This window comes from Mesorhizobium sp. RCAM 05104 (assembly GCF_059683645.1).
The window spans coordinates 1,580,123-1,604,283 of the sequence record NZ_CM185033.1 but is presented as its reverse complement, the minus strand read 5'-3'; the positions used below and the strand labels follow the sequence as shown (position 1 = coordinate 1,604,283).

Below are 24,161 nucleotides of genomic sequence, written 5' to 3'. Positions count from 1 at the left end.
CTATTTCGAGATCGCCGTGGTGAATTCGGCGATGCTCATGGCCTTGACCGCGTCCCAGTCCCAGTCGATGCCGATGCCCGGTTCGTCGGGCGCCAGCGCCTGGCCATCCTCGATGCGCATGTGCTTGCCGGTCAACTGGTCGAGCTGCGGAATGTACTCGACATATCTGCCGTTCTGAACAGCGCAGGTCAGGCTGACATGCAGTTCCATCAGGAAATGCGGGCAGACCGGAATGTCAAACGCCTCCGCCGCATGGGCAATCTTGAGCCAGGGCGTGATGCCGCCGATTCGGCCGACATCGACCTGGACGATCGAGCAAGCGCCTTTCTGCATGTATTCGCGGAAATGGCGGATGGAATAGAGCGACTCGCCGATCGCAATCGGCGTCGGCGTCGAATTTGACAGCCGTATGTGCCCGTCAATGTCGTCGGCCGGCAGCGGCTCCTCGATCCAGGCGAGGTCAAGCTCGCGCAGCCTTGCCGCGCGCCGGATCGCCTCGTCGACCGAGAAGCCCTGATTGGCGTCGGTCATGATCTCGTAGCCGTCGCCAACCGCCTTGCGCACCGCCGACAGGCGCGCAAAATCCTCCGCGCCATGCGGCTTGCCGATCTTCACCTTCGAGCCGCGAAAGCCCTTGGCCTTGGCGGCCAACGCATCGTCGACCAACGCTTGCGTCTCGATGTGCAGCCAGCCGCCTTCGGTGGTGTAGAGCGGGCAGCGGTCCTTGGCGCCACCGGCCAGCTTCCACAGCGGCAGGCCCTGCTTCTTCGCCCGCAGGTCCCACAGCGCCGTGTCGACCGCAGCGATCGCGATCGCCGTGATCGCGCCGATCGTGGTGGCATGCGTGGCGAATTCGAGATCGTGCCAGATCGCCTCGATCATGTCGGGGTCGCGGCCGATCAGGCGTGGCACAAGATGGTCGGACAGGAGCCGCATCACCGACGAGCCGCCGGTGCCGATCGTGTAGCTGTAGCCGGTGCCGACCGCGCCGTCGGAATCGGTGATCGTGACGATCGGCGTTTCCTGGCTGACGAAACTCTGGATGGCGTCGGTGCGCTTGACCTTGGGCACAAGGTCCACCATCCGCAGTTCGACTCTCTCGATTCTAGCCATGTCGGTCAGCTCCGCAATGTCTTTCCGGTGTCGGCGGCAAACAGATGCGCCTGCGACATGTCGAGGCTCATGGCGATCCGCTCGCCCGACCGCAGCTGTCGCGGATTGAGCATGCGCGACACCCAGTCTACGCCGTTGAACTCGACGAAGACGAGCGTCTCGTTGCCGAGCGGTTCGGTCACCGTGATCGGCAGTTCGATCTGGTGGACGTCGGCGACGCCACCTGAGCTGATGCCATGCCCGGTCGGATAGATGTCGTCCGGCCGCAGCCCGAACACGACCTTGTCGCCTGTGGCGACATTGGCCTTGAACTGGCCGGGCAAAGGCAGCTTTTCGCCGCTGGCGAAAACCATCTGGCCGTCATCGATTGTCGCCTCGTGCAGGTTCATTGGTGGCGAGCCGATGAAGCCGGCAACGAAGCGTGTCGCCGGCCGCCGGAAAACCTCGTCGGGCGTGCCGACCTGCTCGATATGGCCGTCGCGCATGATGACGATGCGGTCGGCAAGCGTCATCGCCTCGACCTGGTCATGGGTGACATAGATCACCGTCGACTGCACCTTGGCATGCAGCTTCTTGATCTCGGTGCGCATTTGCGTCCTGAGCTTGGCGTCGAGGTTGGAAAGCGGCTCGTCGAACAGGAACACGTCGGGGTCGCGCACGATGGCGCGGCCCATGGCAACGCGTTGGCGCTGGCCGCCGGACAGTTGCGAGGGACGGCGGTCGAGCAGCGTATCGAGACCGAGGATGGCCGAGGCTTCGGCGACACGCCGGTCCATGTCTTCCTTGGCGGCACCGGCGATCTTCAGGGAGAAGCCGAGATTCTCGCGCACCGTCATGTGCGGATAGAGCGCGTAGGACTGGAACACCATCGAGATGTTGCGCGAGCGCGGCGGCAGATCGTTGACGACGCGTCCGCCGATCTCGATCGAGCCCTGGCTGATCTCCTCGAGCCCGGCGATCATGCGCAGCGTCGTCGACTTGCCGCAGCCGGAGGGGCCGACCAGCGCGATGAATTCGCGGTCGGCGATGTCGAGATCGATGCCATGCACGATCCCGATATTGCCGTAGCGCTTGGTCAGTCTTCGGAGGGAAACCGTTGCCATTGGATCAGCCTTTCACCGCGCCGGAGGTCAGGCCGCCGACAAGGTGTTTCTGGACGACGTAGGTGAGGGTGAGCGCCGGAATGATCATCACCACGGCGAGCGCGCACATGCCGCGCCAGTCGATGGTGAACTCGGCCGTGTAGTCGAGCAGGCCGACCGGCAGCGTCTTGGCGCTCACCGAGCGGGTCAGTTGCGAGGCCAGCGCGAACTCGTTCCAGCAGGTCAGGAAGGCGAAGATGGCGGCGGACGCGATGCCCGGCCCGGCGAGCGGGAACTCGACCTGCCAGAAGGCCTGCCAGCGTGTGCAGCCGTCGATCTGCGCCGCTTCGGCGAGGTCTTTTGGCACCTGGCGGAAGAAGCCGTCGATCAGCCAGATCGTGAACGGCACGTTGAGCGCGACATAGGCAAGGATCAGCCCGAAATGCGTGTCGATGATGCCGAGCCGCACATAGAGGAAGAACAGCGGCAGCGACAGCGCAATGCCCGGCACCGTGCGTGTCAGCATCAGGCCGAGAAAGACGCTGGATTTGCCGCGGAAGCGGTAGCGCGCGAAGGCGTAGCCGCCGGCCATGCCGATGGCGACCGCGATCACCGTCGAGGTCACCGAGATGATCAGCGAGTTGCGGAAATATTCGATCACCGGGATGCCGCCCTTGCCGATGCCGCTGAACATCGCGACATAGGCGTCGAGAGAGATCTCCTGCGGGATCCACACCGGCGGCTTGGCCATGATCTCGACGGTCGGCCGCAGCGACGAGATGACGATCCACAGGCCCGGCAGGCAGATCGTCAGCATCGCCAGGAACAGGCCGATACGATAGACGATGCCCAGCAACCGACGCTTGAGGCGGGCGGAAGTATTCTCGTCCATTCTCACCACTCCGCACCGATCTGCGTGCGCGCCGCGGCGAGCTTGTTGAAGAAGTAGACGGTGAAGGCGATCGACAGCAGGATCGAGAAATAGGCCATGGCGTTGGCCATGCCCATGCGCCCGTCGCTATAGGCGGTGCGCGCCACCAGCGTCCACAGCAGCTCGGTGCGCCCGGCCGGTCCGCCATCGGTCATGATCTTGACGATGTCATAGGCGCGCGCGACGTCGAGCGAGCGGATAGTCATGGCGATGTAGGCGAAAGGCATGACGAAGGGCCACGTCACATAGCGAAATGTCTGCCACGGCGTGCAGCCGTCGACCCGCGCCGCTTCGATCGGCTCCTTGGGCATGGCCAGCAGGCCGGCGAGGATCAGGATGGCGAAGATCGCCGTCGACGACCAGATCTCGGCGATCGAGATGGCGATGAAGGCGAGATGGCCTTCGATCAGCCATGGTATGGCGTCCTGCGTGATGCCGAGCGACTGCAAGGCGTTGTTCACTAGGCCGATATTGTCGTTGAACATGAACTTGAACTGGAAGCCGACAAGGATCGGCGAGAACATCATCGGGAACATCATCAGCGTGCGCAGGATGCGCTGGCCGCGTGTCGCTTTCTCGACCAGCATCGCCAGGCCAAGGCCGAGCAGCATTTCGAGATTGAGCGCGATCGTCAGCAGCAGAACCGTGCGGCCGAACGCCCACCAGAAATCGGTGTTGGAGAGGATCGAGAGATAGTTCCGGATGCCGATGAAGACGTAAAATGTCTCGGGCTTGGTCAGGCGGAATGGCGTGAAACTGGAATAGAGCGACAGAAGCAGCGGCACGACGACGACCGCCGCCAGCACGATCATTGCCGGAAGCAGCAGCAGGAATGGCGCGGATGGCTTGAAGCCCTTCATCGGGGTCCTGTGTGATGTTGCATGCGACTGTCGGTGCCTCTTGCTTGTCGAGGACCGGTCCGGGGGAACTGAAGACTGTCGCGGATTGGTCCGCGCTCTCGCCTGGCAAGGCGCGATCGCCTCCCCCATCTTCCTGATGGGGGAGGCAGCCTTGGGAGCGGTTGCTAGAGCTTGCCGGCGTCCTGCAGGATCTGCGTCGCCTTGGCCGCGGCTTCATCCAGGGCCTGCTTGGACGTCTTGTCGCCGAGGATCGCCGCTTGCAGTTCGGGATAGACGGCGTTCGAGATCTCGATCCACGACGGGGTCTGCGGCACGGCGAAGGCGCTCTTTGCCTCTTCCTGGAAAGCCGCCAGAACTTCCTTTTTGTAAGGATCATTGGCTGCCTGCTGCAGATCCCAGTCCCAGACCGCCGTGCGGGTCGGCAACGGGCCTGCGGCGGCCTCGAGCTTCTGGCTGTCCTCATTGGTCAACCACCACACCAGCGAGGCTGCGGCCTCCTTGTTCGGGCAGTTCTCGGTCACCGAGAAGCCGTGGAAGCCGGACCAGCCGGTGCGCTTGCCCGACGAACCCTTCGGCGCGACTTTCACGCCGACATTGCCGGCGACCTTGGACGACTTCGGATCGTTGAAGAAGCCGGCCCAGCCCGGCCAGTCGAGATTGATGGCGACGGTGCCGGAGGCAAAGCCCTGGCCGAGATCGTCCCACAGGTAGTTGGTGGTTCCGGCCGGCACGGCCTTGGCCTTGTAAAGATTGACGAACCAGTCGAGCGCCCTGATGCCGGCTTCGGAATTGAAGACTGGCTTGCCGTCCTTGTCGAGATATTCGCCGCCCTCGGCGACCACCATCTCGTAGAAGCGACCGTTGATCGCCTCTTCCTTGCCGGCGAATTGCGTGCCGTAGAAATTGGGCGGGTTGGCGAAGAACTCGGCCTGGTCGGTGACTTCCTTCCAGGTGTCCGGCGGCACCAAGTCATAGCCGTATTTCGCCTTGAACTTGGTCTTGTTGTCGGCGTTCTCGTACAGGTTCTTCTGGTAGTAGAGCGCCGAAACGTCGAACTGCGCCCGCGGCAGCATCTCCAGCTTGCCGTCGATGGTCGCCGCCTTGATCGTCGAAGGCACGAAGGCGTCGATCTCTTCCTTGGGCAGCAATTTGCCGAGGTCGGTGTAGAGGCTCGTATATTGCGGCGCGAACGACGAATGGTTCCAGCCGACGCACCAGTTGGTGCTGCCCGAGGCGATGTCGGACTTGAGCTCCTTGTCGATATCGAAGCCGTTCTTCTTGGTCAGGATGTTGACCTTGGCGCCGGTCAGCTTCTCCCATTCGGGAATCCGCTCGTAGAGTTTTTCATATTGCTGGCCGCCGATCAGCTTGGCGTCGATGGTGACGCCTTCGAACTTGCCGGGCAGGTCGCCGGCAAGGGCAGTGCCTGCGCCGAATGCAAGCAACAATGCGCCGGCGGATACGCCGGAAAGCAGTCTGTTCATTGGTATCCTCCCTTGGTGCGCCTCAGCGGCGACCGCAACTCGTCTGATGACAAGAAGTGCTACATTCATATACAAACAAAACATTCATGGATACGTCAAGGCGAAATTTGTTTCCGCTGGTCACATTCCTGCGTATATGAAGGAGAGAATTCACTGGAGGGACGAGCCATGGATGACAGCGAAGACGAGCGCTATCGCGCGCCCGCGCTCGACAAGGGGCTCGACATCCTTGAGCTGCTGGCGGGCGTCGACGGCGGCCTGACACAGGCGGAAATCGCCAAGAAACTCGACCGCAGCCCGAACGAATTCTATCGCATGCTCGACCGGTTGGTGCGGCGCGGCTACGTCACGCGGCTGGATGGAGACCGCTATTCGCTGACGCTCAAGCTGTTTGGCCTGGCGCAATTGCATGCCCCGGTGCGCCGCCTGGTTTCCTACGCCACGCCGCTGATGCGTGAACTGGCCGAGACATCGCAGCAGGCCAATCAACTCGTTGTTTTTGATCGCGGTTCCGCCGTCGTGATCGCTCAGCAGGAGGCGCCGAACTACTGGGGCATCTCGATCCGGGTCGGCTCGCATATCAGCCTGTTCGACACCGGCTCGGGACATGTCCTGCTCGCCTTCCGTTCACCCGAAGAGCGGCAGATGATGATTTCCGAGCATGTCCGCAGCACCGACAAGACGGCGCAATCGGCCGAATTCTTCACCCGCCTTGACCAGATCCGCGACCGTGGCTACGAGATGATGGCCTCGATGCAGACCGCCGGCGTCTTCAACCTGTCGGCGCCGGTGCGCAGTTCCGACGGCAAGGCGATCGCTGCGCTGTCGATTCCCTACATCACTGTCGTCAATGCGCCTTCCGCGCCCGACATCACCAGGACGATCGAACTGCTGCTGGCCACGGCTGACAAGTTGTCGCGCCTGGCCGGGTCGGCGGTCGGCTCATCGACGTAAATTCTTATTTGAATGAAGAATTCCTCCGTGAGATGATCTGAAGAAGCCAAAAGAGGAGGAGCCACCATGATCATCGACACCCATCTGCATCTCATCGATCGCTCGGCACTGCGCTATCCCTGGCTCGCCGGCGTGCCGGCGCTCAACCGCGATTTCTCCTACGAGGAATACGCTGTCGAGGCGCAACGTGTCGGCGTCGAGCGCGTGCTGCACATGGAAGTCGATGTCGATCCAGCCGACATCGAGGCAGAGACCGCTCGGGTCGAAGGACTGTCCGGGCAACCCGGCAGCATGCTGGCCGGGGTGATCGCCTCCTGCCGGCCGGAAGAGGCGGATTTTGCGGCCTATCTCGAACGTCAACGAGCAAATCCCTTCGTCAAGGGTTTCCGCCGCGTTCTCCATGTCGTGCCCGACGATCTCTCGGAAGGCGCGCAGTTTCGAGACAACATCAAGCGGCTTGGCGGTACCGGCCTGACCTTCGATCTCGTCGTGCTGCCGCACCAGATTCCCAAGGCGACAGCGCTTGCCGACCTCGCGCCCGATGTAAGGTTCGTCCTCGACCATTGCGGCGTCCCCGACATCAAGGGCGGAGCCGAGCATCCTTGGCGCGAACATATGAGCGAGATCGCGCGGCGCCCGAATGTCATGGCCAAGATTTCCGGCGTCGTCGCCTATGCCGACCCCGGCAGCTGGACGGCCGAGACGTTGCGGCCCTATGTCGAGCACACCATTGGTGTGTTCGGCTGGGATCGGGTTGTCTGGGGCAGCGACTGGCCGGTCTGCACGCTTGGCGGCGGGCTCTCGACCTGGGTGGCGGCGACCCATGCGCTGCTTTCGGGCTGCAGCGTTTCGGAACGTGACAGGCTCCTGTCCGCGAATGCCCGCAAGCTGTGGCGGCTCGAATAGGCGGGTCCCCTTAGCATTGCGTCAGATCGTCGTCGAGACGTGCCGTTCGCGAGACCAGCAGCACGATGATGAAGCCGAGTGCCGCCTGAACCGCTGAAGGCTGGAAGCCGAGGCCGATCAGCAGCGTGTTGATTTCGGTCAGCACCAGCACGCCGGCGATCGTGCCGAGATAGCTGCCACGGCCACCGACCAGCGCCGCGCCACCGACGACGACCGCCGCGATGGTCTGGAACAGATAGGGTTGGCCGACATCGCCATAGGCAGAACCGGTGAAGCCGAGCAGCAGCACGCCCGCGACCGCGGCGAAGAAGGCGCTCGCCGCATAGGTGAGGACCCACATGCGAACCGGGTCGATCAATGCCAGCGGTGCCGCGCCCGGATTGCTGCCCAGCGCATAGAGCCGACGCCCGTAGGGCGTCCGCTCCAGCACCAGGACGACGAGCGCCGCCAGCACGACCAGGCTCGGCACCAGCCATGGAACCGGCAGCGGCCCGGCCGATCCGCCGATCGACACGAAGCTGGAAACCGCTTGCGGCGCGGAGCCTGACGGGAAGCCGGCTGTCCACAACAGAACCAGCCCTTGCACGACCATGCCGATACCCAGCGTGACAATGAGCGGCTGGATGTCGAGGCTGCGCGAGATCAGCCCGTTCAGCCCGCCGATGACGAGTGCCAGCACCCCGACGAGGCCGCAGACGAGAAAAAGTTCCAGCCATCGCCGTAGAGCTGCGCCGCCACGACATTGGCGAAACCGATGACGAAGGGGATGGACAGGTCGATGCCGCCCATGATGACGACCAGTGTCTGCCCGATCGAGGCGACCGCCAGCAGCGAGGCGAGCACCAGCATGGCGCGCACCGCGAATGGCGAGGAGTAGCCGGGGATGAGGACTGTGCCGGCGAGATGCAGAACGGCGGCGACAAAGAAAGCACCGACGACGCGGGCATTGGTTGTGACGAACAGGTTTCGCCCAGTGGCCATGTCAGCGCCCCCTCATGGCAAGACGTTCCTGCAGCGCGGTCAGCATCACCGCCAGCACAAGTATGGCGCCATAGGCGATCTGCAGCACGAAGGTCGAAACGTTGAACGTCGTCAGCACGCTCTGCAGCAGGAAGATGTCGATGGCGCCGATCGCGGCACCGGCTACGCCGCCGCGACCACCGGCCAGGCTGACGCCGCCAAGCGCGACGGCGGCGATGGCGATCAGCGTGTAGGTCGGCCCGATATTGGGATCGGCGGAGCCGATCAGTGCCGTCAGCATCAGCCCGGCGCATCCGCTAAAGATGCCGGTCATGACATAGGCGATGAAGCGCACGCGCGTGACATCGACACCGGCGGTGTAGGCGGCGCGGTCGTCGCTGCCGACGGCCATCAGCTGGTCGTAATAGGGAGTGCGCCGCACCAGCCACCAGGCAATGAACATCGCCGCCAGCGGCAGCATCGACAGCGGGCCGGACAGCGCCTTGAGCCAGGCAGGCGCGGGGCCGATCGGTGCCGGCAGGATCGTCAGCGTGACGCCGCTGAGGATCAGATAGGTGCCAAGCGTGGCGACGATCGGCTGGATGCGCACGACCGTCGCCAGGAAGCCGTTCGCCGCGCCCACCAGCGCACCGACGAGCAGCGCTGCCGGAACGAGCAGCAGGGGCGACGAGATGCCGGCGCCAAGGAACAGCACCTGGATCGCCAAGGCGTTGACGAAGCCCATCAGCGGTCCGACCGAAATGTCGATGCCGCCACGCCCGGCAAGGATCACCGGGGTCGACGCGATGGCCGCGCCGATAAGAGGCGCGGCCAGTCCGACCAGCGCGCCCCAGGAGCCCGGCTGGAACCGCCCCGGACTGAGAATGAGATTGACCGCGAGCAGGATGACCAGCAGCACGACGGCGAAACCGACGCTTCGTCCAAGAGACAGGAGGCGGGCTACCGGAGTCATGCCGCCCGTCCGAACATGGCAGCGATTACGCTGTCGGCGGTGAGCCGCTCACCGCCGATTTCGGCTGCGACCTCATTTTCACGAAACACCAGAACGCGCTGGCAGAGGAGAAGAATCTCTTCGATCTCGCTGGACAGGATGACGAGCCCCATGCCCTCGGCCGCCAGCCCCCGAAAGACATCGTAGAGAACATGCCGCGTCGCCACGTCGACGCCGCGCGTCGGGTCGTTGAGTAACAGGATCGCAGGCTCCAGCGCCAATGCCCGCGCCAAAAGCACTTTCTGCTGGTTGCCGCCCGACAGTGTGGTGATCGGCGCATCGGGACGGGGCGCCACGATCGACAGTTTCTTGCGATAGATATCGTAGCGCGCCTTGCGCGCCGCGGGGCTGATCAGGCCAAGGCGCGTATCGCGCGACAATGTCGAGACAGCGAAATTGTCGAGCACCGACTGGGTCGGGAAAATGCCGTTCGCGCGCCGGTCGCGTGGCAGATAGGCGATGCCGCTGGAGACGGCTTTGCGGAAACCGGTGATCTTGCGGGAAGCGCCCGGCGCACCAAACTCGATCGAGCCGCCAAGCGGCGGGGCGAGTCCGGCGAGCATTTTGAGGAACAGCTCCTGGCCATGGCCGTCGAGGCCGGCAAGGCCGACGATCTCACCGGGAGCGATGGTTTGCGTTATTGCACTGGCGCCGGGTGCGATGACGAGATCGCGGGCGGCGAGGCCAGGAGCCGTGTGATCAGCCATGCGCCAACTCCGCCGCCGTGCGTGGCGCCATGGCCTTCAGCAGTTCAGCCGGCGTCGAGGCGCCGCGTTCCTCGGTGCGCACAACGCTACCGCCGCGCAGGATCGAAATGCGATCCGAAAGTGACATCACCTCGTCCATGCGATGGGTGATGAACAGGATGAGGCAACCTTCGCCGGCAAGGGCGCGCATCAACGAGAAGACAGACTCGCGATCGGCGAAATCGAGTGCGGCTGTGACCTCGTCGAGGATCAGGATTTTTGGATCGCGCACGAGCGCTCGGGCGAGGACGACCAGTTGCTGCGCGGCAAGCGGCAACAGGCCGGCGCGCGAATCGAGCGGAACGTCGGTGACGGCGAAGCGCTTCAACGCCGCAGCCGCCCGGTCGCGACGCTCGTTGCGGGGGACGGTACGTCGGATCATCCCGTCGAGGCCAAGCAGGATGTTGTCTGTCACGCTGCGGTCCGGTGCGATCAGCACCTCCTGGAACACCGTGGCGAAACCTTGCGCCTGGAAAGCCGAGGGGCCAGCGCCTGAGAACGGCCTGCCTTGCAAAAGGATCGCGCCACTGTCCGGCTGGACGATGCCGGACAGAAGCTTGACCATCGTGCTCTTGCCCGAACCATTCTCACCCAGGATGGTGTGGATGGTCCCCGCCCGGAATGCGATCGAGGCGTCCGCAAGCGCGATCGTTTCGCCGTAGCGTTTGGATATGTTTCTGATTTCAAGCACGTCGTGTTTCGGTGCTGGCTGGCCGGCTCCCCGAAAGGAGCTGGCCTGCCGAGACTATATTTGGTGAAGGCGTCACTTTGCGCAGGCGTCACTTTGCACAGGCGTCTGGCACCTTCGAATAATCCCAGCCCTTGGTCGGCGCCGGGTTGGAGAAATAGGCGTCGAGCCATTCCTCCGGCATCGGGTCCTTGGGCGGGATCGGGAAGATCGAGACGGCGTCCGTCGTCATGCAGTCCTTGTACCATTGGCCGAGATCGGCGCTGTGCACCGGCGGGATCGGGATCAGCAGCGTGTTCAGCTTCGGCTTCTGGCCGTCGAGCATGCGCTCGCCAACGCGGAACAGCGTCTCGGCGGTCCAGTGCGGCAGCACGGCGTGGCCTTCGAAGCGGTACTTGTCGGGGTTGGCTTTCCAATAGCCCAGCGCGTCGCCGGTGATCGAGCCGGTGATCAATGGCGCCGGCCTGCCGGCTTCGGCGAAGGCCTCGGCGACGACGCGGCTCTCGCTGCCGGTCGTCCACACCGCGTCGATCGGTGCCGGGTTGGTGGCGATGGCCTGCAGCACCACCGTCTTGGTTACGTTGGCAGTCCAGTTGCCGTTGACGTTGCGCGAGATCTTCAGCTTGGGATTCTCGGCCAACGCCTTGTCGGCACCCTGGCGTTCCTGCACCACGATCGGGTGGCCGGCAATGCCTTCGACGAGCAGGATGCTGGCGCCGTCCGGCTGTGCCTTGCCGATCGCCGTCATCATGTCATAGCCCCAGCGCGCATAGTTGGAATCGACATTGATCGCGTTCGGGCTTGTCACCGAACCGGCCGCGGTGATGAACGGGATGCCGGCCTTGGCGGCGGCATCGATCGCATCGTCAAGCGCCGTCGCCGAACCCGGGATCGAGGTGATGATTGAGCATTTCTTGTCGATGAAGGCGCGGATCTGGTTGATCTGCTGGCTGGCGTCGTTGTTGGAATCCGACACCTCGAAGCTGGATACCGTGCCGTCGGCGATCAGCCCGTCGACCAGCCGCTTCAGTTCCTTGGTCACCGTCACCCGCCACGGGTTGCCCTGGTAGGATTCCGAGTGGCACCATTTCCACGGCTTTGGCGGCGGGGTGAAATTGTCCCAGGCCGAGGGCAGCACCTTCTGCGGTGCGCCGTCATATTGCGCCTTGAGTTCGGTCGGCAGCCCGCCGATGACGCCTTGCACGTCCTCGGCAAAGGCGGTCGTTGCAAGCGAGGCAAGCGCCGTTGCGGCCAGCAGGCCGCGGATCATTGCTGTCATTCTCGTTCTCCTCCGTTCGGTTTCGTTCAGGCTCCCGTTCAGGCTCCTCCACCGGCAGCGCCGGACACCTGCGCCGGGGAGCTCTCCCGGAACAGGCGATTGAGATCGGCAACGACCTGTCGGGACTGATGCCTGGAGGTCATGCCGGAAAGGATGCGGTCGGATGCCGCCTGCTGGAACGCCATGTAGCCGTCATGGCGCGGCCGCACCCATGCGCCCTCCAGCGTCGCGCGCGTATCCCTGTAGAAATTGCCGGTCGCGGCATTGACCGTCTGGTCTTCCCAGGCGGCCGCATGGCCGGGCTGGCCGCCGGCGGCGGCGTAGGCGCTGCGCTGGACATCGCCGCTGGCGACCCAATAGGCGAAGTCGATCGCTGCCTCTTTCGCCTTCGAAAAGGCTGACACGGCTATGCCTGTGCCACCGAGCGCCGAACCGACGGGGCCGCTCGCGCCGATGACCGGGATGTCGGCGAAGGCCAGCCGGATCGCGCGAAATCCCGTCACCGCATAGGAGACGTAGCCGTAGATCAACGGCGCGCAGACGAACCGGGAACCGGACTCTGCCATGCGCTCCGAAACGGCGATCGGATCCATCTCGAAGCAGGCGGGGTCGACGAGCGCCGCGATCTCGCGCATCGTCTCGAAGACTTCGCTGCCCGTCTCGATGTCGACGAGGTCGCGGGACGGATCGGTGGCGCAGGGATGACCGAGATTGCCGGCAAGCGTGTAGAACGTCATCAGCACATGCGGCGGCCGCAATGGCAAAAGCACATGGCGTTGCCGGGCGAGATCGAGCACATCGCTCCAGCGCGGTGGCGGCGCATCGAGCGCATCCGGCCGCCAGGCCTGGACCTGGCTGGCAGCATCGATCGGAAACGCCCACTGCCGCCCCTGCCAGCTGTAGCTCGGATAGGACTGGCCGACGCTACCCGACGCGAGCGTCGCGCGCTCCGCCTCGCGAGCGACGACATCAAGCGGCTCAAGGCAGCGCTCCGCCGTGATCTGGCCGACATGCGGATGGTCGATGACGATGAGATCGTAGGCCCGCGCCAGTTCCTCAACCGGGAAGGACTCGAAATCCTGCAGCGAGCGCTTGTCCCACTCGATCGAGACACCCGTCCGTTGCCGCCATAGGGACGAGCAGGCGACCATCGGATCGTAGCCACGCGGATGGCTCCAGGTCATGCCCTTGAGGGTGCTCACAGGCCGAACTCCTCGCGGATTGCCGCGCTATGCTCGCCGATGCGGGGCGCTGCCCGATCGACCTTGGCCCTGATGCCATCGACCCTGAGCGGCGAACTGGTGGTGAGGATCGAGACGTCGTCCTCACGCGTCACCGTCTGCAGCATGTCGAGTGACTGGAAGCCCTCGCTTGCCAGCATCTCCGGCCAGGTCAGCACCTTGGCGCACCAGATGTCGGCCGGCTCGAGAATGGCCAGCCATTCGTCGATGGTCTTGGTGGCGATGCGTTGCGCGATGATCGCCTTGATGTCGTCGCGCGCGGTGAACCACGATGCCGGTCTGTCGCGATAGGGCGCCAACTCCTCGAGCGACAGCAGATCGGCCAGCTTGGGGATCGGCGTCATGGCGATGGCCAGATAACCGTCCTTGGCCGGATACACGCCATAGGGCGCCGACAGATAGGCATGCGCGCTGCGGAAGTTGGAGCGCTTGGGCAAGCGCCGGCCGTCATTGAGATGGGTGGTCAGCACCTCGAACTGGAAATCGACCAGTGCTTCCAGCAGGCTGGTTTCGATATGGCTGCCCTGGCCGGTGATGCCGCGCCGCACCAGCGCCGCCAGGATGCCTTGCGCGCAGGCGGCACCGGCCAGCATGTCGCCGATGGCAAGCCCGAACGGCACCGGCCCCTGGTCCTCATCGCCGTTCAGCCACATCACGCCGGAGCGCGACTGCGCCAGCAGGTCCTGGCCTGGACGCTTGACCCAGGGCCCATCCTCGCCATAGCCACTGATCGAGGCAAAGACGAGTCGCGGGTTGATCTTGCGCACAGCCTCATAGTCAAGGCCGAGCCGCTCGATGACGCCCGGCCGGAAATTCTGGATCAGCACGTCGGCCTTGGCCAGAAGGCCGCGCAGCGCCTTGAGGTCGGCCTCGTTCTTGAGGTCGATGGCGAGGCTTTCCTTGGCCCGGTTGATGGCATGGAAGATGGTGGAATCGCCACCGATCTCGGTGTCGCTGAGATAGAGCCGGCGCGACAGGTCGCCGCCATCCGGACGCTCGATCTTGATGACGCGGGCGCCGAGATCGAGCAGCCTGAGCGAGCAATAGGGCCCGGACAGGAACTGGCTCATGTCGACGACGACGAGACCGGCAAGCGGCAATTCGGCTGCTGCCGGCATGGCTATTTCTCCGTCTTGCCGACGAAATCGGCCGGGTTGCGGTACTTCACCGTCTGCAGATGCTCGCAATAGAGAACCAGCTCGCCTTCGCCCTTGAACACCTCATAGCTGGCGCGGATCAGCCCCATTTCCTTGTAGCGGGGCTTCTTGTCGAGATTGGAGCGGATCGAATAGATCGTGTCACCAATGAAGACAGGCTTTATGAAGCGGAGCTTGTCATAGCCATAGGAAAAGGCGTTGACGCAGTTGGTGGCGACCAGCCCCAGGCCCGCCGAGAAGACAAAGGCGCCGGCCACCAGCCGCTTGCCGAAAATGCCCTCGGTCTCGGCAAACATCTGGTCCTGCACGTAAGGGTGGATGTCGAGCACCAGCGTGTTGAAAAGGTGGCTGTCACCTTCGGCCATGGTGCGGCGCAACGAGCGGATCTTCTGGCCAACGGGCCAGTCCTCATAGAACCAGTTCTCGGCGTTCCACACCGGCAGGGCCGCGTGGTCCGCGGGCATGTTGGTGGGATGGGTCGAGGCAACGCCGACGGTAGGCGCGAAATCGGTCATGACTGGCTCCGATGGTCTCGCGTGAGGTTCCGGGCAACCGTTTGAACGCGCATCAAAGCGTCGAAAAGCACGGCATCTCCTCCCGTCAATCTTCTTTTGTAAATAGTATTTTCACATATGGGGTTGCGTTGCAAGCGTGAACAGGCGAAATTTTGGCTGCTCCCGCGCACCCAAGCGCTGGCGGGCAAGGGAGGAAATCATGCGCAAGGATTGTCTGGCCTTTGTCGGCAGCCTGAACCGTGAGGCGCCCTATTTTCAGGGCGCGCGCGGGGTCGGTCTCAGCGTCTACAGCTTCGACGAGGAAACGCTGGGAACACGGAAACTTGCCGAGACCAACGACATCGACAATCCGACATTCCTGTCGGTGACGCCGGATGGATCGCGCCTCTACGCCAATTCGGAGGTCTTCACCTGGCGCGAGGGAACCGTCTCCGCCTACGGCTTCGATCGTGCCTCGGGGACGCTCAACTATCTGAACAAGCAGCCTTCGCTGGGCAGCATCACCGCCCACAACACCATCACCCACGACGGGACGAAACTGCTGGTCGCGAATTATGGCATGGGCGAGGGTGGTCCGGATCGCGCCGTGGCGGTCTATGGCTTCGACAAGAACGGTGCCTTGTCGGCACCGCTGGCCAGCGTTTCGCATAAGGGCACCGGCCCGAATGCGGCGCGGCAGGAACGATCGCATGCCCACAGCGTCACCGAAACCATCGCCGGCGGAACGGCTATTGTCGCCGACCTCGGCATCGACCGGCTGGTCTCCTACCGCATCGAGCATGATGGCAGCCTGAGCAAGTCAGCCGAATCCGCTTTGCCGCCGGGCGCCGGTCCGCGCCATCTCGCACTGCATCCCAACGGGCGCTTCGTCTTTGTCATGAACGAGCTGGATTCGACCATCGTGTCGATGGCGCTCGACGATGCCACCGGCAAGCTGTCGATCATCGACGCCAGGCCGGCCGTGCCGGCCGAGGCGCGCGACAGCAATCATTGCGCCGATATCCAGATCTCGCCCGACGGTCGTTTCGTCTACGGCTCCAACCGTGGCCACGACAGCGTCGTCATCATGGCGGTCGACCAGCAGACCGGCTCACTGAGCCTCGTCGGCTACGTCCCTTGCGGCGGCGCGACGCCGCGCAACCTGGCGCTGACGCCATCAGGCGGCCATCTGTTCTCGGCCAACCAGAATGCCGACCGCATCTCGATCTTTGCCCGCGACGCCGACAGCGGCATGCTGACCGACACCGGCCGCGCCATCGAGATCGGCACGCCAATGTGTGTCAAGATCGTGCGTTGAGCTGCCTGCAACGAACCAGGGCTCATGCCTGTTGTATTGCCGAGAGCTTCCAGTTCGAGCCATTCTCACGCATGAATGTCCACAACTCGGTCGTCTCTGTGGGAAGGTCCTCGTCGCCCTCGACGATCTTGCCGCTGGCCCGTTCGCGCGTCACGTCACGAGACTCGTAGCGCAATGCCGCCGTGGCGTAGTCGCGGTCATCCTCGCGCCAGCTTTCCGCGATGTCGGCCTGCAGCAAGGTGATGTCGGACACCTCGTTCCTGAGACCTTTCTGGGCATTGTCGGCCAGTTCTTCGGACAGATAGGACACCATCTCGGGCGTCGTCGCCCGACGCAGAGCGGCATGGTCTTCGCGCCCGAATGCTTCCTGGACATCGGTCAACAGCTGCTGGAATGCGTCGAGGTCGGTCTGAACCAGCGTGATGTCCTCGGAACCTGCGGCCGGAGAGACGCCGCCCGAACCGCCGCCAAAGCCGGGAATTGTGAAGGAGCGTGCAGGGTCCGTCTGCTGCTGTGCCGTTGCGCGGTTCTCAAATAGCGACGCTTGGCCATTGCCTGCACCGGCGAGCGCTGGGGCAGGGCCACGCGCGGATTGCGACCGGAAGAAGCGGATAGCCAGCATGATCGCGCCACCGATGAGCAGGGCCTGAAGCAGGAAACCGAACATCCCGGCCAGCCCGCCGAAGCCTTGGCCAACAAGCAGGCCGATCAGGCCGCCGAGCAGCAGACCGCGCATCATCGTTCCACCGAAGCCGCTCATGAAGCCGGGCCTCTGCGGGCCGGCCTGCGGCTGCCGGGCGGCAGAGTTCACACCGGTGTTGGGCGTCATCGAACGCTCGACCGGAGCGGTCGGCGCCGGTGCGGTCCTGGTCGGTGGCGCCGACTGGAACGTGCGCGTGCCGCGACTGCCGAAACTGCCGCCGCGCCGAGCCTCGGCATGATCGATCGCGATCATGGAGAACGCCAGGAACAGTCCTGCAAAGAGGGTGCCAAATCGGCTTGTGCGAGACATCATCGGGGTTGGCCTTTGTCGGTGTGTTTCTTGGAAATTTTCAGCAAATGCCCGCTCGGTTACTGGGCGGCGTCATGCGTCAATCGAACAATTCTTCGAAAAAGGATTTCTTCCGCTTCGGATAGCGGTGGCCCTGCGAGCGGGAATAATCCTCATCGCGACCGTGCTGCGGCTGGGAGAATGCCGCCGGCTGCGGCTGCGGCGCGGGCGGCGCCTCCCTGCTGGAACGCTCGATGATCTTGTCGAGTTCGCCTCGATCAAGCCAGACGCCGCGGCACTGCGGACAGTAATCGATCTCGATACCCTGGCGTTCGCTCATTGTGAGCGCGACGCGGCAGGAGGGGCAAACCAGACCAAGGACGGAAGATGTCATGCGGGGCTCCAAACCGAAAGGAATGAGCCCGCTTGACCGAAAAGGATGGAAACGGGCCCGTTAAAGCGGTCCGACATCACAATCACAGAAGCGATTGTCAGAGGGGCCCGGCCCGCACCGAACAGTTAGGAATGCAGAGCCGCGCCTTCAAGGGCGATATTGCCCGCAACAATGATTTGTTGGCATTGCGGCTGAGACCGCCCTGTTCGGCATAATGGTGTCGGATCGCTGAGCCAGTGGTGGATCCTAGGACGGGCAATGGTTGTTGCTACGATCCGTAGCCTCTTTGAGGCACCGCGTTCCAGTGCCATATGAAGGTGGCTGGCGGAATGTACGCATTGCAGGAGAGTTGGTTCATGACCAAAGGTTCGGATTTGTTCGTTGCGGCCCTCGAGAACGAAGGGGTCGATCGGATCTTCGGCATTCCGGGCGAGGAAAATCTCGACATCGTCGAATCGATCCGGCGCTCGTCGATCCAACTGATCCTGACCCGCCACGAGCAGGCGGCCGCCTTCATGGCCGCCACCTATGGCAGGCTCACCGGCAAGGCGGGTGTCTGCATCACCACGCTTGGCCCCGGCGCGCTCAATCTGACAACCGGCTCGGCCTATGCGCTGCTCGGCGCGATGCCGATGATCATGATCACCGGCCAGAAGGGCATCCTGTCGTCCCGGCAGGCGCGCTTCCAGATCGTCGACATCGTCGCGGCGATGAAGCCGCTGACCAAGCTGTCGCGCCAGATCGTCTCGCCGAAGATGATCCCGTCACTGGTGCGCGAAGCCTTTCGCGTCGCCCAGGAAGAGCGTCCCGGCCCCGTGCATCTGGAATTGCCGGAGGATATTGCCGCGGCGGAGTGTGAGCCGGTCGCGCTTGTGCCGACGCATCCGGTCGAGCTGCCCCTGGCCAGCGCGACCGCGCTCGATCGTGCCGCTCGCATGATCATGGAAGCCAAGCGTCCCCTGCTGATGTTCGGCGCGGCGGCGTCGCGGCCACGCGTCACCCCCGATGTCGCCCAGTTCGTCCTGCGCACGCAAATTCCCTATTTCACCACGCAGATGGGCAAGGGCACCGTGCCGGGCGGAACCGAGCTCTACATGGGAACGGCGGCACTTTCGGAACGCGACTATGTACACGAGGCCATCGAGCAGGCCGATCTGATCATCACCATCGGCCACGACACGGTCGAGAAGCCGCCTTTCATCATGGGCGCCAAGGGGCCGACGGTCATCCATGTCGGCTATCACTCCGCCGATGTCGAGCAGGTCTATTTCCCGCAGGCCGAGATCGTCGGCGACCTCGGCCCATCCCTGGCGCTGTTGGCGGACCGTATCGAGGGCAAGATCCCCAATGCGCAGGCCCTGCTGCCGCTGCGGGAAGGCATTTTGAGCCGGATCGCCGCGCGCGCCACCGAAGACCGTTTCACGCCGCAGCGTATCGTGCACGACGTGCGTGCTGTGATGCCGGCGGACGGGATCCTCGCCCTCGACAACGGCATGTACAAGATCTGGTTTGCGCGCAACTACCGCACGCGCATGGCAAACACGCTGCTGCTCGACAACGCGCTCGCCACCATGGGCGCGGGCCTGCCGTCGGCCATGATGGCGGCACTGCTCTATCCCCAGCGCCGTGTCATGGCCATCTGCGGCGACGGCGGCTTCATGATGAACAGCCAGGAACTGGAGACCGCCGTCAGGCTCAAGCTCAACCTCGTCGTCCTGCTGTTGGAAGACCATGCCTACGGGATGATCCGATGGAAGCAGGCGGTCGATGAATTTCCGGATTTCGGCATGACCTTCGGCAATCCCGATTTCGTCAAATACGCAGAGGCCTATGGCGCCAAGGGGACCAGGGTTGACGCGATTGCCGCATTGCGGCCGGCGCTGGAGCAGGCCTTCGCCGGCCGCGGCGTGCATCTCGTCGTCGTGCCCATCGACTATTCCGAAAACACCAGGGTGCTCGTCGACGAACTGCGCGAGCGGCTGCCGGCGCCGCAGACGCCCTGACGGCAGCGGCAACGCCGCCGTCAGGATTGCCTGGAGACGCAGCCGAAACTCCTACACCTTGCAGTAGGGCGTTACCGGCGCGATGGTGCCGAAACCCTTGACGATCTCGTAGCCGATGCCATCCGCCGCCGCCTTGCCGACATAGGAGTGGCAGAGCGTGTGGTTGTTGGTCGCGTCGACGCGGATCTTGCCTTGCGGCGCGTCGAACTCGATCGTCGGCAATGCGGCCAGCACATCGTCGTCCTTCAGTGATCCGGCCTTCTCGGCGGCCAGCGCGTAGAGATGCAGGCCGTTGTAGCCGGCTTCGCCGATGCCGTTCACCATCTTCTCCTGGCCGAACTTTTCGCGGAAGCTCGCGATGAACTTCTTGTTGACCGGATTGTCGAGCGCCATCCAGTAGGGCTGCGGCGCGTAGGTGCCGGCCGCCACGCCGGGCGGCAGCGCGTCCTTGTTGAAGACCTCGTCGAGCGGCGCGATCAGCGGCTGCTTGATGTCAAAGGAGCGATACTGCTTGAGCTGGGTGACGGCGTCGTTGCCGACCACCATCGACCAGACGACATCGGGCTTCAGCGACTTGATCTTCTGGAAGGCGGGGCCGAAATCCGTGGTGCCGAACGGATAATAGTCGGCGCCGATGATCTTGCCGCCAGCCTTCTCATAGGCCGCGGTGATCGCCTCGGTCATCTTCTGCGGCCAGGCATAGTCCGAAGCCATGACGTAGATCGTCTTGCCGAGGTTTTCGGCCACCCATGGCATCATCGGGTCGACCTGCTGCATCGGGATCGGGCCGGTGGCGACGAAGTAGCGGTTGCATTCGCCGCCCTCGAAATTGGTCGGGTAGAAGAACAGCTTCTTGGCCTTCGAGGTCACCGATAGCGTCGCACTGCGCTCCGGCGAAATGATCGTGCCCATGATCACGTCGACCTTGTCTTCGTTGAGCAGCTTGCGCGCCTTGTCGATCGAGCCCTTGGTCGTGGTCTGGTTGTCTTCGATGAACAACTCGACCTGGCGGCCGCCAATGCCGTTGGCGGCGTTGAGCTCGGCGGCGGCCAGCTTGTAGCAATTGAGCAGCGTCTCGCCGAGGATCGCCTGCAGCCCGGTGATCGGGATCGACAGGCCGACCTTGACGGTGTCGGCGGCGCGCAGGATTGCCGGCGCGCCGACCATGGCGAAGGCGGCCGCAGCGCCGCCGGATTTAAGGATCGTTCTTCTGCTTATCATTGTTGTGTTCCCTTCCAGTCCAGGCGCGCCCCATGCACGCCTTACAAAGCCAGCAAGTCCCAGGCGCGCTTCAGGCACGCCTTACAAAGCCAACAAATCCTTGAGCAGGGTCTCGTCGGCGAACGCCTCCGGCGCGCCTGCATGCACGATCCTGCCCTTCTCCATCACCAGGCAGCGATCCGCCGCCTTGAGAACGAGATCGAGATTCTGTTCGACGAGAACGATCGCGATGCCGCGCTCGCGGGCGATGCGCGGCACCAATTCGGCGATCGACTGCACGATGTTCGGCTGGATGCCTTCCGAGGGCTCGTCGAGCAGCAGTGCCGACGGCAGGCCGCACAGTGCGCGGCCGATGGCCAGCATCTGCTGCTGGCCACCGGAGAGCGTCCCGGCGACCTGCGTTTCGCGTTCGCGCAAGATCGGAAAATAGCCGAAGATGTCGTCTGGAATGCCGCCGGCGCCACGGTCCCTCGCTGCGCGGGTGCCGACTTCGAGGTTCTGCCGCACGGTCAGCTGGTTGAAGATGCCGCGCCCTTGCGGCACATGCGCGATTCCGGCTCGCGCCCGGCGAAAGGCGGGAGCATTGGTAAGATCCTGGTCGCCGAGAACCACCGCGCCGCCGCTCGCCCGCAAGGCGCCAGCGATGACGCGCAGCAGCGTCGTCTTGCCGGCGCCGTTGCGGCCGAGCAGGCCGACGACTTCGCCCGGCGCGACGCTGAGGTCGATGCCGTTGAGCACCGGGAGCAGGCCGTAGCCGGCCGAGACGGCAAGTGTCCGCAGCATGGTCAGCGCCTCCCCAGATAGACGTCGCGGACCATCTCGTCGGTCTCGATGTCGTGGAAAGGACCGCTGCGCAGCCGGCGCCCCTGATGCAGCACCAGCGTCTCGCAGTTCAGCGCCCGCACGAAGCGAATGTCGTGTTCGACGGCGACGATCGAAAACTCGCCCTTGAGCCGCAGCAGCATCTCGGCTGTCGCCAACGTCTCCTGCGGCGTCATGCCGGCGGTCGGCTCATCGAGCAGCAGCAGCTTTGGCTCGATCGCCAGCGCCATGCCGATCTCCAGCCATTGCTTCTGGCCATGCGCGAGTTCGCCGGCCAGCGTGGCGGCGCGATTGCCGAGCGCGACCAGCTCCAGCAACTCATCGACAGGGCGAGCCGGTGAGGGGACACCCCACCGCGCGACCTTCAGATTGTCCTCCACCGACAGGCTGGGGAAGACCGACGGGATCTGGAACTTGCGGGCGATGCCGAGCCGGGCGATGCGGTGCAGCGGCAGGCCGGCAATGTCGTGGCCGAGAAACCGCACGCTACCGCTGGTTGGGCGAAGCGTGCCGGTCAGCACGTTGAGGAACGTGCTCTTGCCGGCGCCGTTCGGCCCGATGATGCAGCAAAGTTCCTTGTCGCGCACCGTGAGGTTCAACGCCTCAAGCGCCTGCAGCCCGCCAAAGCGGATGCCGACATTCTCGGCCTGCAGAAGGACGTCACTCATGACGCGCGCCTCCGGCCACTGAACAGGGCCTTCAGCCGCGCGTAGATCGACAGGATGCCATCTGGCAAGACAAAGACGATGACGACGAAGACGCAGCCGAGCAGGAGTGGCCACAGGCTCGGATTGAAGCTGCTGATCGTCTGCTGCGCGCGCTGGATGAAAATCGCGCCGAGAACAGGACCAAGCAGAGTGCCGCGCCCGCCGACAGCCACCCAGACGATGACCTCCGTCGACAACAGCAGCCCGGAAAGGTCGGGCGCCACCAGACCCGCCATGCAGACATAAAGCGCGCCGGCGAGCCCGGCGATGGCTGCCGAGAGGACGAAGGTGACGAGCAGCCGCAAGGGTGCATTGTGGCCAAGCGCGGCCGCCCGGACCTCATTGTCCTGGATCGCGGTCAGCACCGTGCCCCAGCGGCCACGGCTGATCGACCACAGAGCCAGCACGACCACGGCGACGATGGTCGCGACGAAGAGATAGGAGGGCAGGTCCTGGCTGAGATCGATGTGCAGACCGCCAAGATCGAATTCGATCGGCGGGATGCCGATCAGGCCGCTATCGCCGCCGGTGACCGAGCTCCAGGACACCGCCGCCTGCTGGCAGATGACGCCCATGGCCAGCGTGACGATGGTGAAATAGCTGCCGCGGATACCGCCGAAGAACAGGAAGTAGCCGATGATGGCGGCGACGAAGGCAGCACCACTCACCGCGCCCATGATGCCGAGCAGGCTGCCGAAGGGGATGGCGTCGTTGAGCGTGACCAGGGCCATGATGTAGCCGCCGATGCCGAAGAAGGCGGCGTGGCCGAAGCAGAGAATGCCGGTGCGGCCCCAGAAGAAGTCGAGGCTCGCCGCGAACAGGCCGAAGATCAGCGCGTCGCGGATCACCGTCAGCTGATAACCGTCAGCGAGAAAAGGATAGACGATGGCGAGCGCTGCGCAGACGGCGAAGATCAGCAGCCAGTTGCGGTCCCGGGCGATCATCGCGCTGCCCCGTTGAACAGTCCGTTGGGCCGCAGCCGCACGGCGACGATGGCCGCGAGCAGCACGATCGCTTGCGCCAGCGATGGCGATATCTGGTAGTTGAGGACGCTGGTCAGCCCACCGACGAAGACGCTGCCGGCGACCAGGCCGCCGATCGAGCCGACACCGCCGACGATGACGACGAAGAAGGCGTTGGCGAGATAGTTCACCCCCATCTGCGGCAGCACGATCGCAAGCGGCGCGACCAGCCCGCCAGCAAGCCCGGCGATGGCCGCGCCGAAAGTGAAGGCGATGGCGTAGGTGCGCCGCGTGTTGATGCCGACGCCCTCGGCCATCTCGCGGTTCTGGATGACGGTGCGGATATCGAGGCCGAACGATGTCCGGCTGATCAGCAGGACGACGCCGAGCAAGGTCACCATGGCGATAGCAATCAGGATCAGCCGATAGGCAGGATAGACGGTGAAGAAGAGATCGAACGTGCCTTCGATCGGCGGCGTCACCGGCTTGGCGCCGAGACCGAAGGTCAGTTCCAGCCCTTGCTGCAGGATCAGGCTGACGCCCCAGGTGGCGAGCACCGTCGACACCGGCCGCGAATAGAGATGCCGGATGATGGCGAATTCCAGGATGCAGCCGACCGCCGCGCCGGCGATGGGCGCCGCGGCGAGGCCCAGCCAGAACGAGCCGCCCATGCTCTGGACGAAATAGACCGCGAAGGCGCCGACGGTGACGAACTCGCCATGCGCCAGATTGGTCACGTTCATCAGGCCGAAGCTGATCGCCAGCCCGAGCCCGACCAGCATCAGGATGCTGATCAGCGTCAGTGCGTTGAGGAGCGTGGTGACGACAAAATCCAT

25 protein-coding genes are annotated in these 24,161 nt (G+C 64.1%); 4 read left to right on the top strand and 21 right to left on the bottom strand.

The genetic code is table 11. The features are described from left to right. The 5 genes from AC56QP_RS08180 to AC56QP_RS08160 all read right to left on the bottom strand — a co-directional run bounded on the left by AC56QP_RS08180 (position 1) and on the right by AC56QP_RS08160 (position 5,470). The gene (locus tag AC56QP_RS08180; RefSeq protein WP_489860167.1) at positions 1-1,113 is read right to left on the bottom strand and encodes a mandelate racemase/muconate lactonizing enzyme family protein; all 1,113 of its coding nucleotides are present in this window, start codon (positions 1,111-1,113) and stop codon (positions 1-3) included. A gap of 5 nt (positions 1,114-1,118) precedes the next feature. Beyond that, entirely contained in the window at positions 1,119-2,216 is a 1,098-nt protein-coding gene (locus AC56QP_RS08175; protein ID WP_489860168.1) for an ABC transporter ATP-binding protein, read from the bottom strand. A 4-nt stretch (positions 2,217-2,220) separates the two neighbouring features. Continuing rightward, entirely contained in the window at positions 2,221-3,087 is an 867-nt protein-coding gene (locus tag AC56QP_RS08170) for a carbohydrate ABC transporter permease (RefSeq protein ID WP_489860169.1), read from the bottom strand. 2 nt (positions 3,088-3,089) lie between these two features. After that, the gene (locus tag AC56QP_RS08165; RefSeq protein ID WP_256750027.1) at positions 3,090-3,986 is read right to left on the bottom strand and encodes a carbohydrate ABC transporter permease; all 897 of its coding nucleotides are present in this window, start codon (positions 3,984-3,986) and stop codon (positions 3,090-3,092) included. A 164-nt stretch (positions 3,987-4,150) separates the two neighbouring features. Continuing rightward, entirely contained in the window at positions 4,151-5,470 is a 1,320-nt protein-coding gene (locus AC56QP_RS08160) for an ABC transporter substrate-binding protein (protein WP_489860170.1), read from the bottom strand. Positions 5,471-5,638: 168 nt separating this feature from the next. Between AC56QP_RS08160 and AC56QP_RS08155 the strand changes: the two genes are divergently transcribed. Both AC56QP_RS08155 and AC56QP_RS08150 read left to right on the top strand, forming a co-directional pair. After that, positions 5,639-6,424, top strand: coding sequence for an IclR family transcriptional regulator (locus tag AC56QP_RS08155; RefSeq protein ID WP_489860171.1), 786 nt, complete (start codon positions 5,639-5,641; stop codon positions 6,422-6,424). A 66-nt stretch (positions 6,425-6,490) separates the two neighbouring features. Beyond that, positions 6,491-7,330, top strand: a complete 840-nt coding sequence (locus AC56QP_RS08150) for an amidohydrolase family protein (protein ID WP_489860172.1) — start codon at positions 6,491-6,493, stop codon at positions 7,328-7,330. A 10-nt stretch (positions 7,331-7,340) separates the two neighbouring features. On the opposite strand, the gene AC56QP_RS08145 is transcribed toward AC56QP_RS08150, so the two are convergent. From AC56QP_RS08145 to AC56QP_RS08105, 9 genes are all read right to left on the bottom strand, one after another. Next, positions 7,341-8,009, bottom strand: a complete 669-nt coding sequence (locus AC56QP_RS08145) for an ABC transporter permease (protein ID WP_489860173.1) — start codon at positions 8,007-8,009, stop codon at positions 7,341-7,343. Continuing rightward, the gene (locus tag AC56QP_RS08140) at positions 7,982-8,311 is read right to left on the bottom strand and encodes a hypothetical protein (protein ID WP_489860174.1); all 330 of its coding nucleotides are present in this window, start codon (positions 8,309-8,311) and stop codon (positions 7,982-7,984) included. The genes AC56QP_RS08145 and AC56QP_RS08140 overlap by 28 nt, the downstream gene beginning before the upstream one ends. Position 8,312: 1 nt before the next feature. Beyond that, entirely contained in the window at positions 8,313-9,263 is a 951-nt protein-coding gene (locus AC56QP_RS08135) for an ABC transporter permease (RefSeq protein ID WP_497100617.1), read from the bottom strand. Beyond that, entirely contained in the window at positions 9,260-10,009 is a 750-nt protein-coding gene (locus AC56QP_RS08130; protein ID WP_489860175.1) for an ATP-binding cassette domain-containing protein, read from the bottom strand. The genes AC56QP_RS08135 and AC56QP_RS08130 overlap by 4 nt, the downstream gene beginning before the upstream one ends. Further along, positions 10,002-10,739: an ATP-binding cassette domain-containing protein gene (locus AC56QP_RS08125; RefSeq protein ID WP_489860176.1), complete on the bottom strand. Its 738-nt coding sequence runs from the start codon at positions 10,737-10,739 to the stop codon at positions 10,002-10,004. The genes AC56QP_RS08130 and AC56QP_RS08125 overlap by 8 nt, the downstream gene beginning before the upstream one ends. 88 nt (positions 10,740-10,827) lie before the next feature. Continuing rightward, entirely contained in the window at positions 10,828-12,015 is a 1,188-nt protein-coding gene (locus AC56QP_RS08120; RefSeq protein ID WP_256750019.1) for an ABC transporter substrate-binding protein, read from the bottom strand. Between the two features lie 38 nt (positions 12,016-12,053). After that, on the bottom strand, positions 12,054-13,199 hold the full coding sequence (locus AC56QP_RS08115; RefSeq protein ID WP_489863653.1) for an extracellular solute-binding protein: 1,146 nt from the start codon (positions 13,197-13,199) through the stop codon (positions 12,054-12,056). Positions 13,200-13,213: 14 nt separating this feature from the next. Further along, positions 13,214-14,374, bottom strand: a complete 1,161-nt coding sequence (locus AC56QP_RS08110) for a CaiB/BaiF CoA transferase family protein (RefSeq protein WP_489860177.1) — start codon at positions 14,372-14,374, stop codon at positions 13,214-13,216. Between the two features lie 2 nt (positions 14,375-14,376). Continuing rightward, positions 14,377-14,928 carry a MaoC family dehydratase gene (locus AC56QP_RS08105; protein WP_489860178.1) on the bottom strand — a complete coding sequence of 184 codons (552 nt, stop codon included), beginning with the start codon at positions 14,926-14,928 and terminating at the stop codon, positions 14,377-14,379. Positions 14,929-15,127: 199 nt separating this feature from the next. Between AC56QP_RS08105 and AC56QP_RS08100 the strand changes: the two genes are divergently transcribed. After that, positions 15,128-16,225: a lactonase family protein gene (locus tag AC56QP_RS08100; protein WP_489860179.1), complete on the top strand. Its 1,098-nt coding sequence runs from the start codon at positions 15,128-15,130 to the stop codon at positions 16,223-16,225. Positions 16,226-16,247: 22 nt separating this feature from the next. Here AC56QP_RS08100 and AC56QP_RS08095 read toward each other — a convergent pair whose 3' ends face one another. Together AC56QP_RS08095 and AC56QP_RS08090 are read right to left on the bottom strand one after the other, a co-directional pair. Then, positions 16,248-17,240, bottom strand: a complete 993-nt coding sequence (locus AC56QP_RS08095) for a Tim44 domain-containing protein (protein WP_489860180.1) — start codon at positions 17,238-17,240, stop codon at positions 16,248-16,250. 76 nt (positions 17,241-17,316) lie between these two features. Continuing rightward, entirely contained in the window at positions 17,317-17,610 is a 294-nt protein-coding gene (locus tag AC56QP_RS08090; RefSeq protein WP_489860181.1) for a TFIIB-type zinc ribbon-containing protein, read from the bottom strand. Positions 17,611-17,966: 356 nt separating this feature from the next. On the opposite strand from AC56QP_RS08090, the gene AC56QP_RS08085 reads away from it, so the two are divergent. Next, the gene (locus tag AC56QP_RS08085; protein WP_489860182.1) at positions 17,967-19,613 is read left to right on the top strand and encodes an acetolactate synthase large subunit; all 1,647 of its coding nucleotides are present in this window, start codon (positions 17,967-17,969) and stop codon (positions 19,611-19,613) included. 51 nt (positions 19,614-19,664) lie between these two features. Here AC56QP_RS08085 and AC56QP_RS08080 read toward each other — a convergent pair whose 3' ends face one another. From AC56QP_RS08080 to urtB, 5 genes are all read right to left on the bottom strand, one after another. Next, entirely contained in the window at positions 19,665-20,834 is a 1,170-nt protein-coding gene (locus AC56QP_RS08080) for a substrate-binding protein (RefSeq protein WP_489860183.1), read from the bottom strand. A gap of 81 nt (positions 20,835-20,915) precedes the next feature. Next, positions 20,916-21,617 carry an ABC transporter ATP-binding protein gene (locus AC56QP_RS08075; RefSeq protein WP_489860184.1) on the bottom strand — a complete coding sequence of 234 codons (702 nt, stop codon included), beginning with the start codon at positions 21,615-21,617 and terminating at the stop codon, positions 20,916-20,918. Positions 21,618-21,619: 2 nt separating this feature from the next. Then, positions 21,620-22,324 carry an ATP-binding cassette domain-containing protein gene (locus AC56QP_RS08070; protein ID WP_489860185.1) on the bottom strand — a complete coding sequence of 235 codons (705 nt, stop codon included), beginning with the start codon at positions 22,322-22,324 and terminating at the stop codon, positions 21,620-21,622. Then, a complete protein-coding gene (locus tag AC56QP_RS08065; RefSeq protein ID WP_489860186.1) occupies positions 22,321-23,307 on the bottom strand; it encodes a branched-chain amino acid ABC transporter permease in 987 nt (328 codons plus the stop codon). The genes AC56QP_RS08070 and AC56QP_RS08065 overlap by 4 nt, the downstream gene beginning before the upstream one ends. Continuing rightward, entirely contained in the window at positions 23,304-24,161 is an 858-nt protein-coding gene (gene urtB / locus AC56QP_RS08060; RefSeq protein ID WP_489860187.1) for an urea ABC transporter permease subunit UrtB, read from the bottom strand. Before urtB ends, AC56QP_RS08065 begins: the two co-directional genes overlap by 4 nt.

Bases quoted from the DNA above. Each gene is read 5' to 3' on its own strand.
- AC56QP_RS08180 (WP_489860167.1), bottom strand. From the start codon at position 1,113: ATGGCTAGAATCGAGAGAGTCGAACTGCGGATGGTGGACCTTGTGCCC.
- AC56QP_RS08175 (WP_489860168.1), bottom strand. From the start codon at position 2,216: ATGGCAACGGTTTCCCTCCGAAGACTGACCAAGCGCTACGGCAATATC.
- AC56QP_RS08170 (WP_489860169.1), bottom strand. From the start codon at position 3,087: ATGGACGAGAATACTTCCGCCCGCCTCAAGCGTCGGTTGCTGGGCATC.
- AC56QP_RS08165 (WP_256750027.1), bottom strand. From the start codon at position 3,986: ATGAAGGGCTTCAAGCCATCCGCGCCATTCCTGCTGCTGCTTCCGGCA.
- AC56QP_RS08160 (WP_489860170.1), bottom strand. From the start codon at position 5,470: ATGAACAGACTGCTTTCCGGCGTATCCGCCGGCGCATTGTTGCTTGCA.
- AC56QP_RS08155 (WP_489860171.1), top strand. From the start codon at position 5,639: ATGGATGACAGCGAAGACGAGCGCTATCGCGCGCCCGCGCTCGACAAG.
- AC56QP_RS08150 (WP_489860172.1), top strand. From the start codon at position 6,491: ATGATCATCGACACCCATCTGCATCTCATCGATCGCTCGGCACTGCGC.
- AC56QP_RS08140 (WP_489860174.1), bottom strand. From the start codon at position 8,311: ATGGCCACTGGGCGAAACCTGTTCGTCACAACCAATGCCCGCGTCGTC.
- AC56QP_RS08135 (WP_497100617.1), bottom strand. From the start codon at position 9,263: ATGACTCCGGTAGCCCGCCTCCTGTCTCTTGGACGAAGCGTCGGTTTC.
- AC56QP_RS08130 (WP_489860175.1), bottom strand. From the start codon at position 10,009: ATGGCTGATCACACGGCTCCTGGCCTCGCCGCCCGCGATCTCGTCATC.
- AC56QP_RS08120 (WP_256750019.1), bottom strand. From the start codon at position 12,015: ATGACAGCAATGATCCGCGGCCTGCTGGCCGCAACGGCGCTTGCCTCG.
- AC56QP_RS08115 (WP_489863653.1), bottom strand. From the start codon at position 13,199: ATGACCTGGAGCCATCCGCGTGGCTACGATCCGATGGTCGCCTGCTCG.
- AC56QP_RS08110 (WP_489860177.1), bottom strand. From the start codon at position 14,374: ATGCCGGCAGCAGCCGAATTGCCGCTTGCCGGTCTCGTCGTCGTCGAC.
- AC56QP_RS08105 (WP_489860178.1), bottom strand. From the start codon at position 14,928: ATGACCGATTTCGCGCCTACCGTCGGCGTTGCCTCGACCCATCCCACC.
- AC56QP_RS08100 (WP_489860179.1), top strand. From the start codon at position 15,128: ATGCGCAAGGATTGTCTGGCCTTTGTCGGCAGCCTGAACCGTGAGGCG.
- AC56QP_RS08095 (WP_489860180.1), bottom strand. From the start codon at position 17,240: ATGATGTCTCGCACAAGCCGATTTGGCACCCTCTTTGCAGGACTGTTC.
- AC56QP_RS08090 (WP_489860181.1), bottom strand. From the start codon at position 17,610: ATGACATCTTCCGTCCTTGGTCTGGTTTGCCCCTCCTGCCGCGTCGCG.
- AC56QP_RS08085 (WP_489860182.1), top strand. From the start codon at position 17,967: ATGACCAAAGGTTCGGATTTGTTCGTTGCGGCCCTCGAGAACGAAGGG.
- AC56QP_RS08080 (WP_489860183.1), bottom strand. From the start codon at position 20,834: ATGATAAGCAGAAGAACGATCCTTAAATCCGGCGGCGCTGCGGCCGCC.
- AC56QP_RS08075 (WP_489860184.1), bottom strand. From the start codon at position 21,617: ATGCTGCGGACACTTGCCGTCTCGGCCGGCTACGGCCTGCTCCCGGTG.
- AC56QP_RS08070 (WP_489860185.1), bottom strand. From the start codon at position 22,324: ATGAGTGACGTCCTTCTGCAGGCCGAGAATGTCGGCATCCGCTTTGGC.
- AC56QP_RS08065 (WP_489860186.1), bottom strand. From the start codon at position 23,307: ATGATCGCCCGGGACCGCAACTGGCTGCTGATCTTCGCCGTCTGCGCA.
- urtB (WP_489860187.1), bottom strand. From the start codon at position 24,161: ATGGATTTTGTCGTCACCACGCTCCTCAACGCACTGACGCTGATCAGC.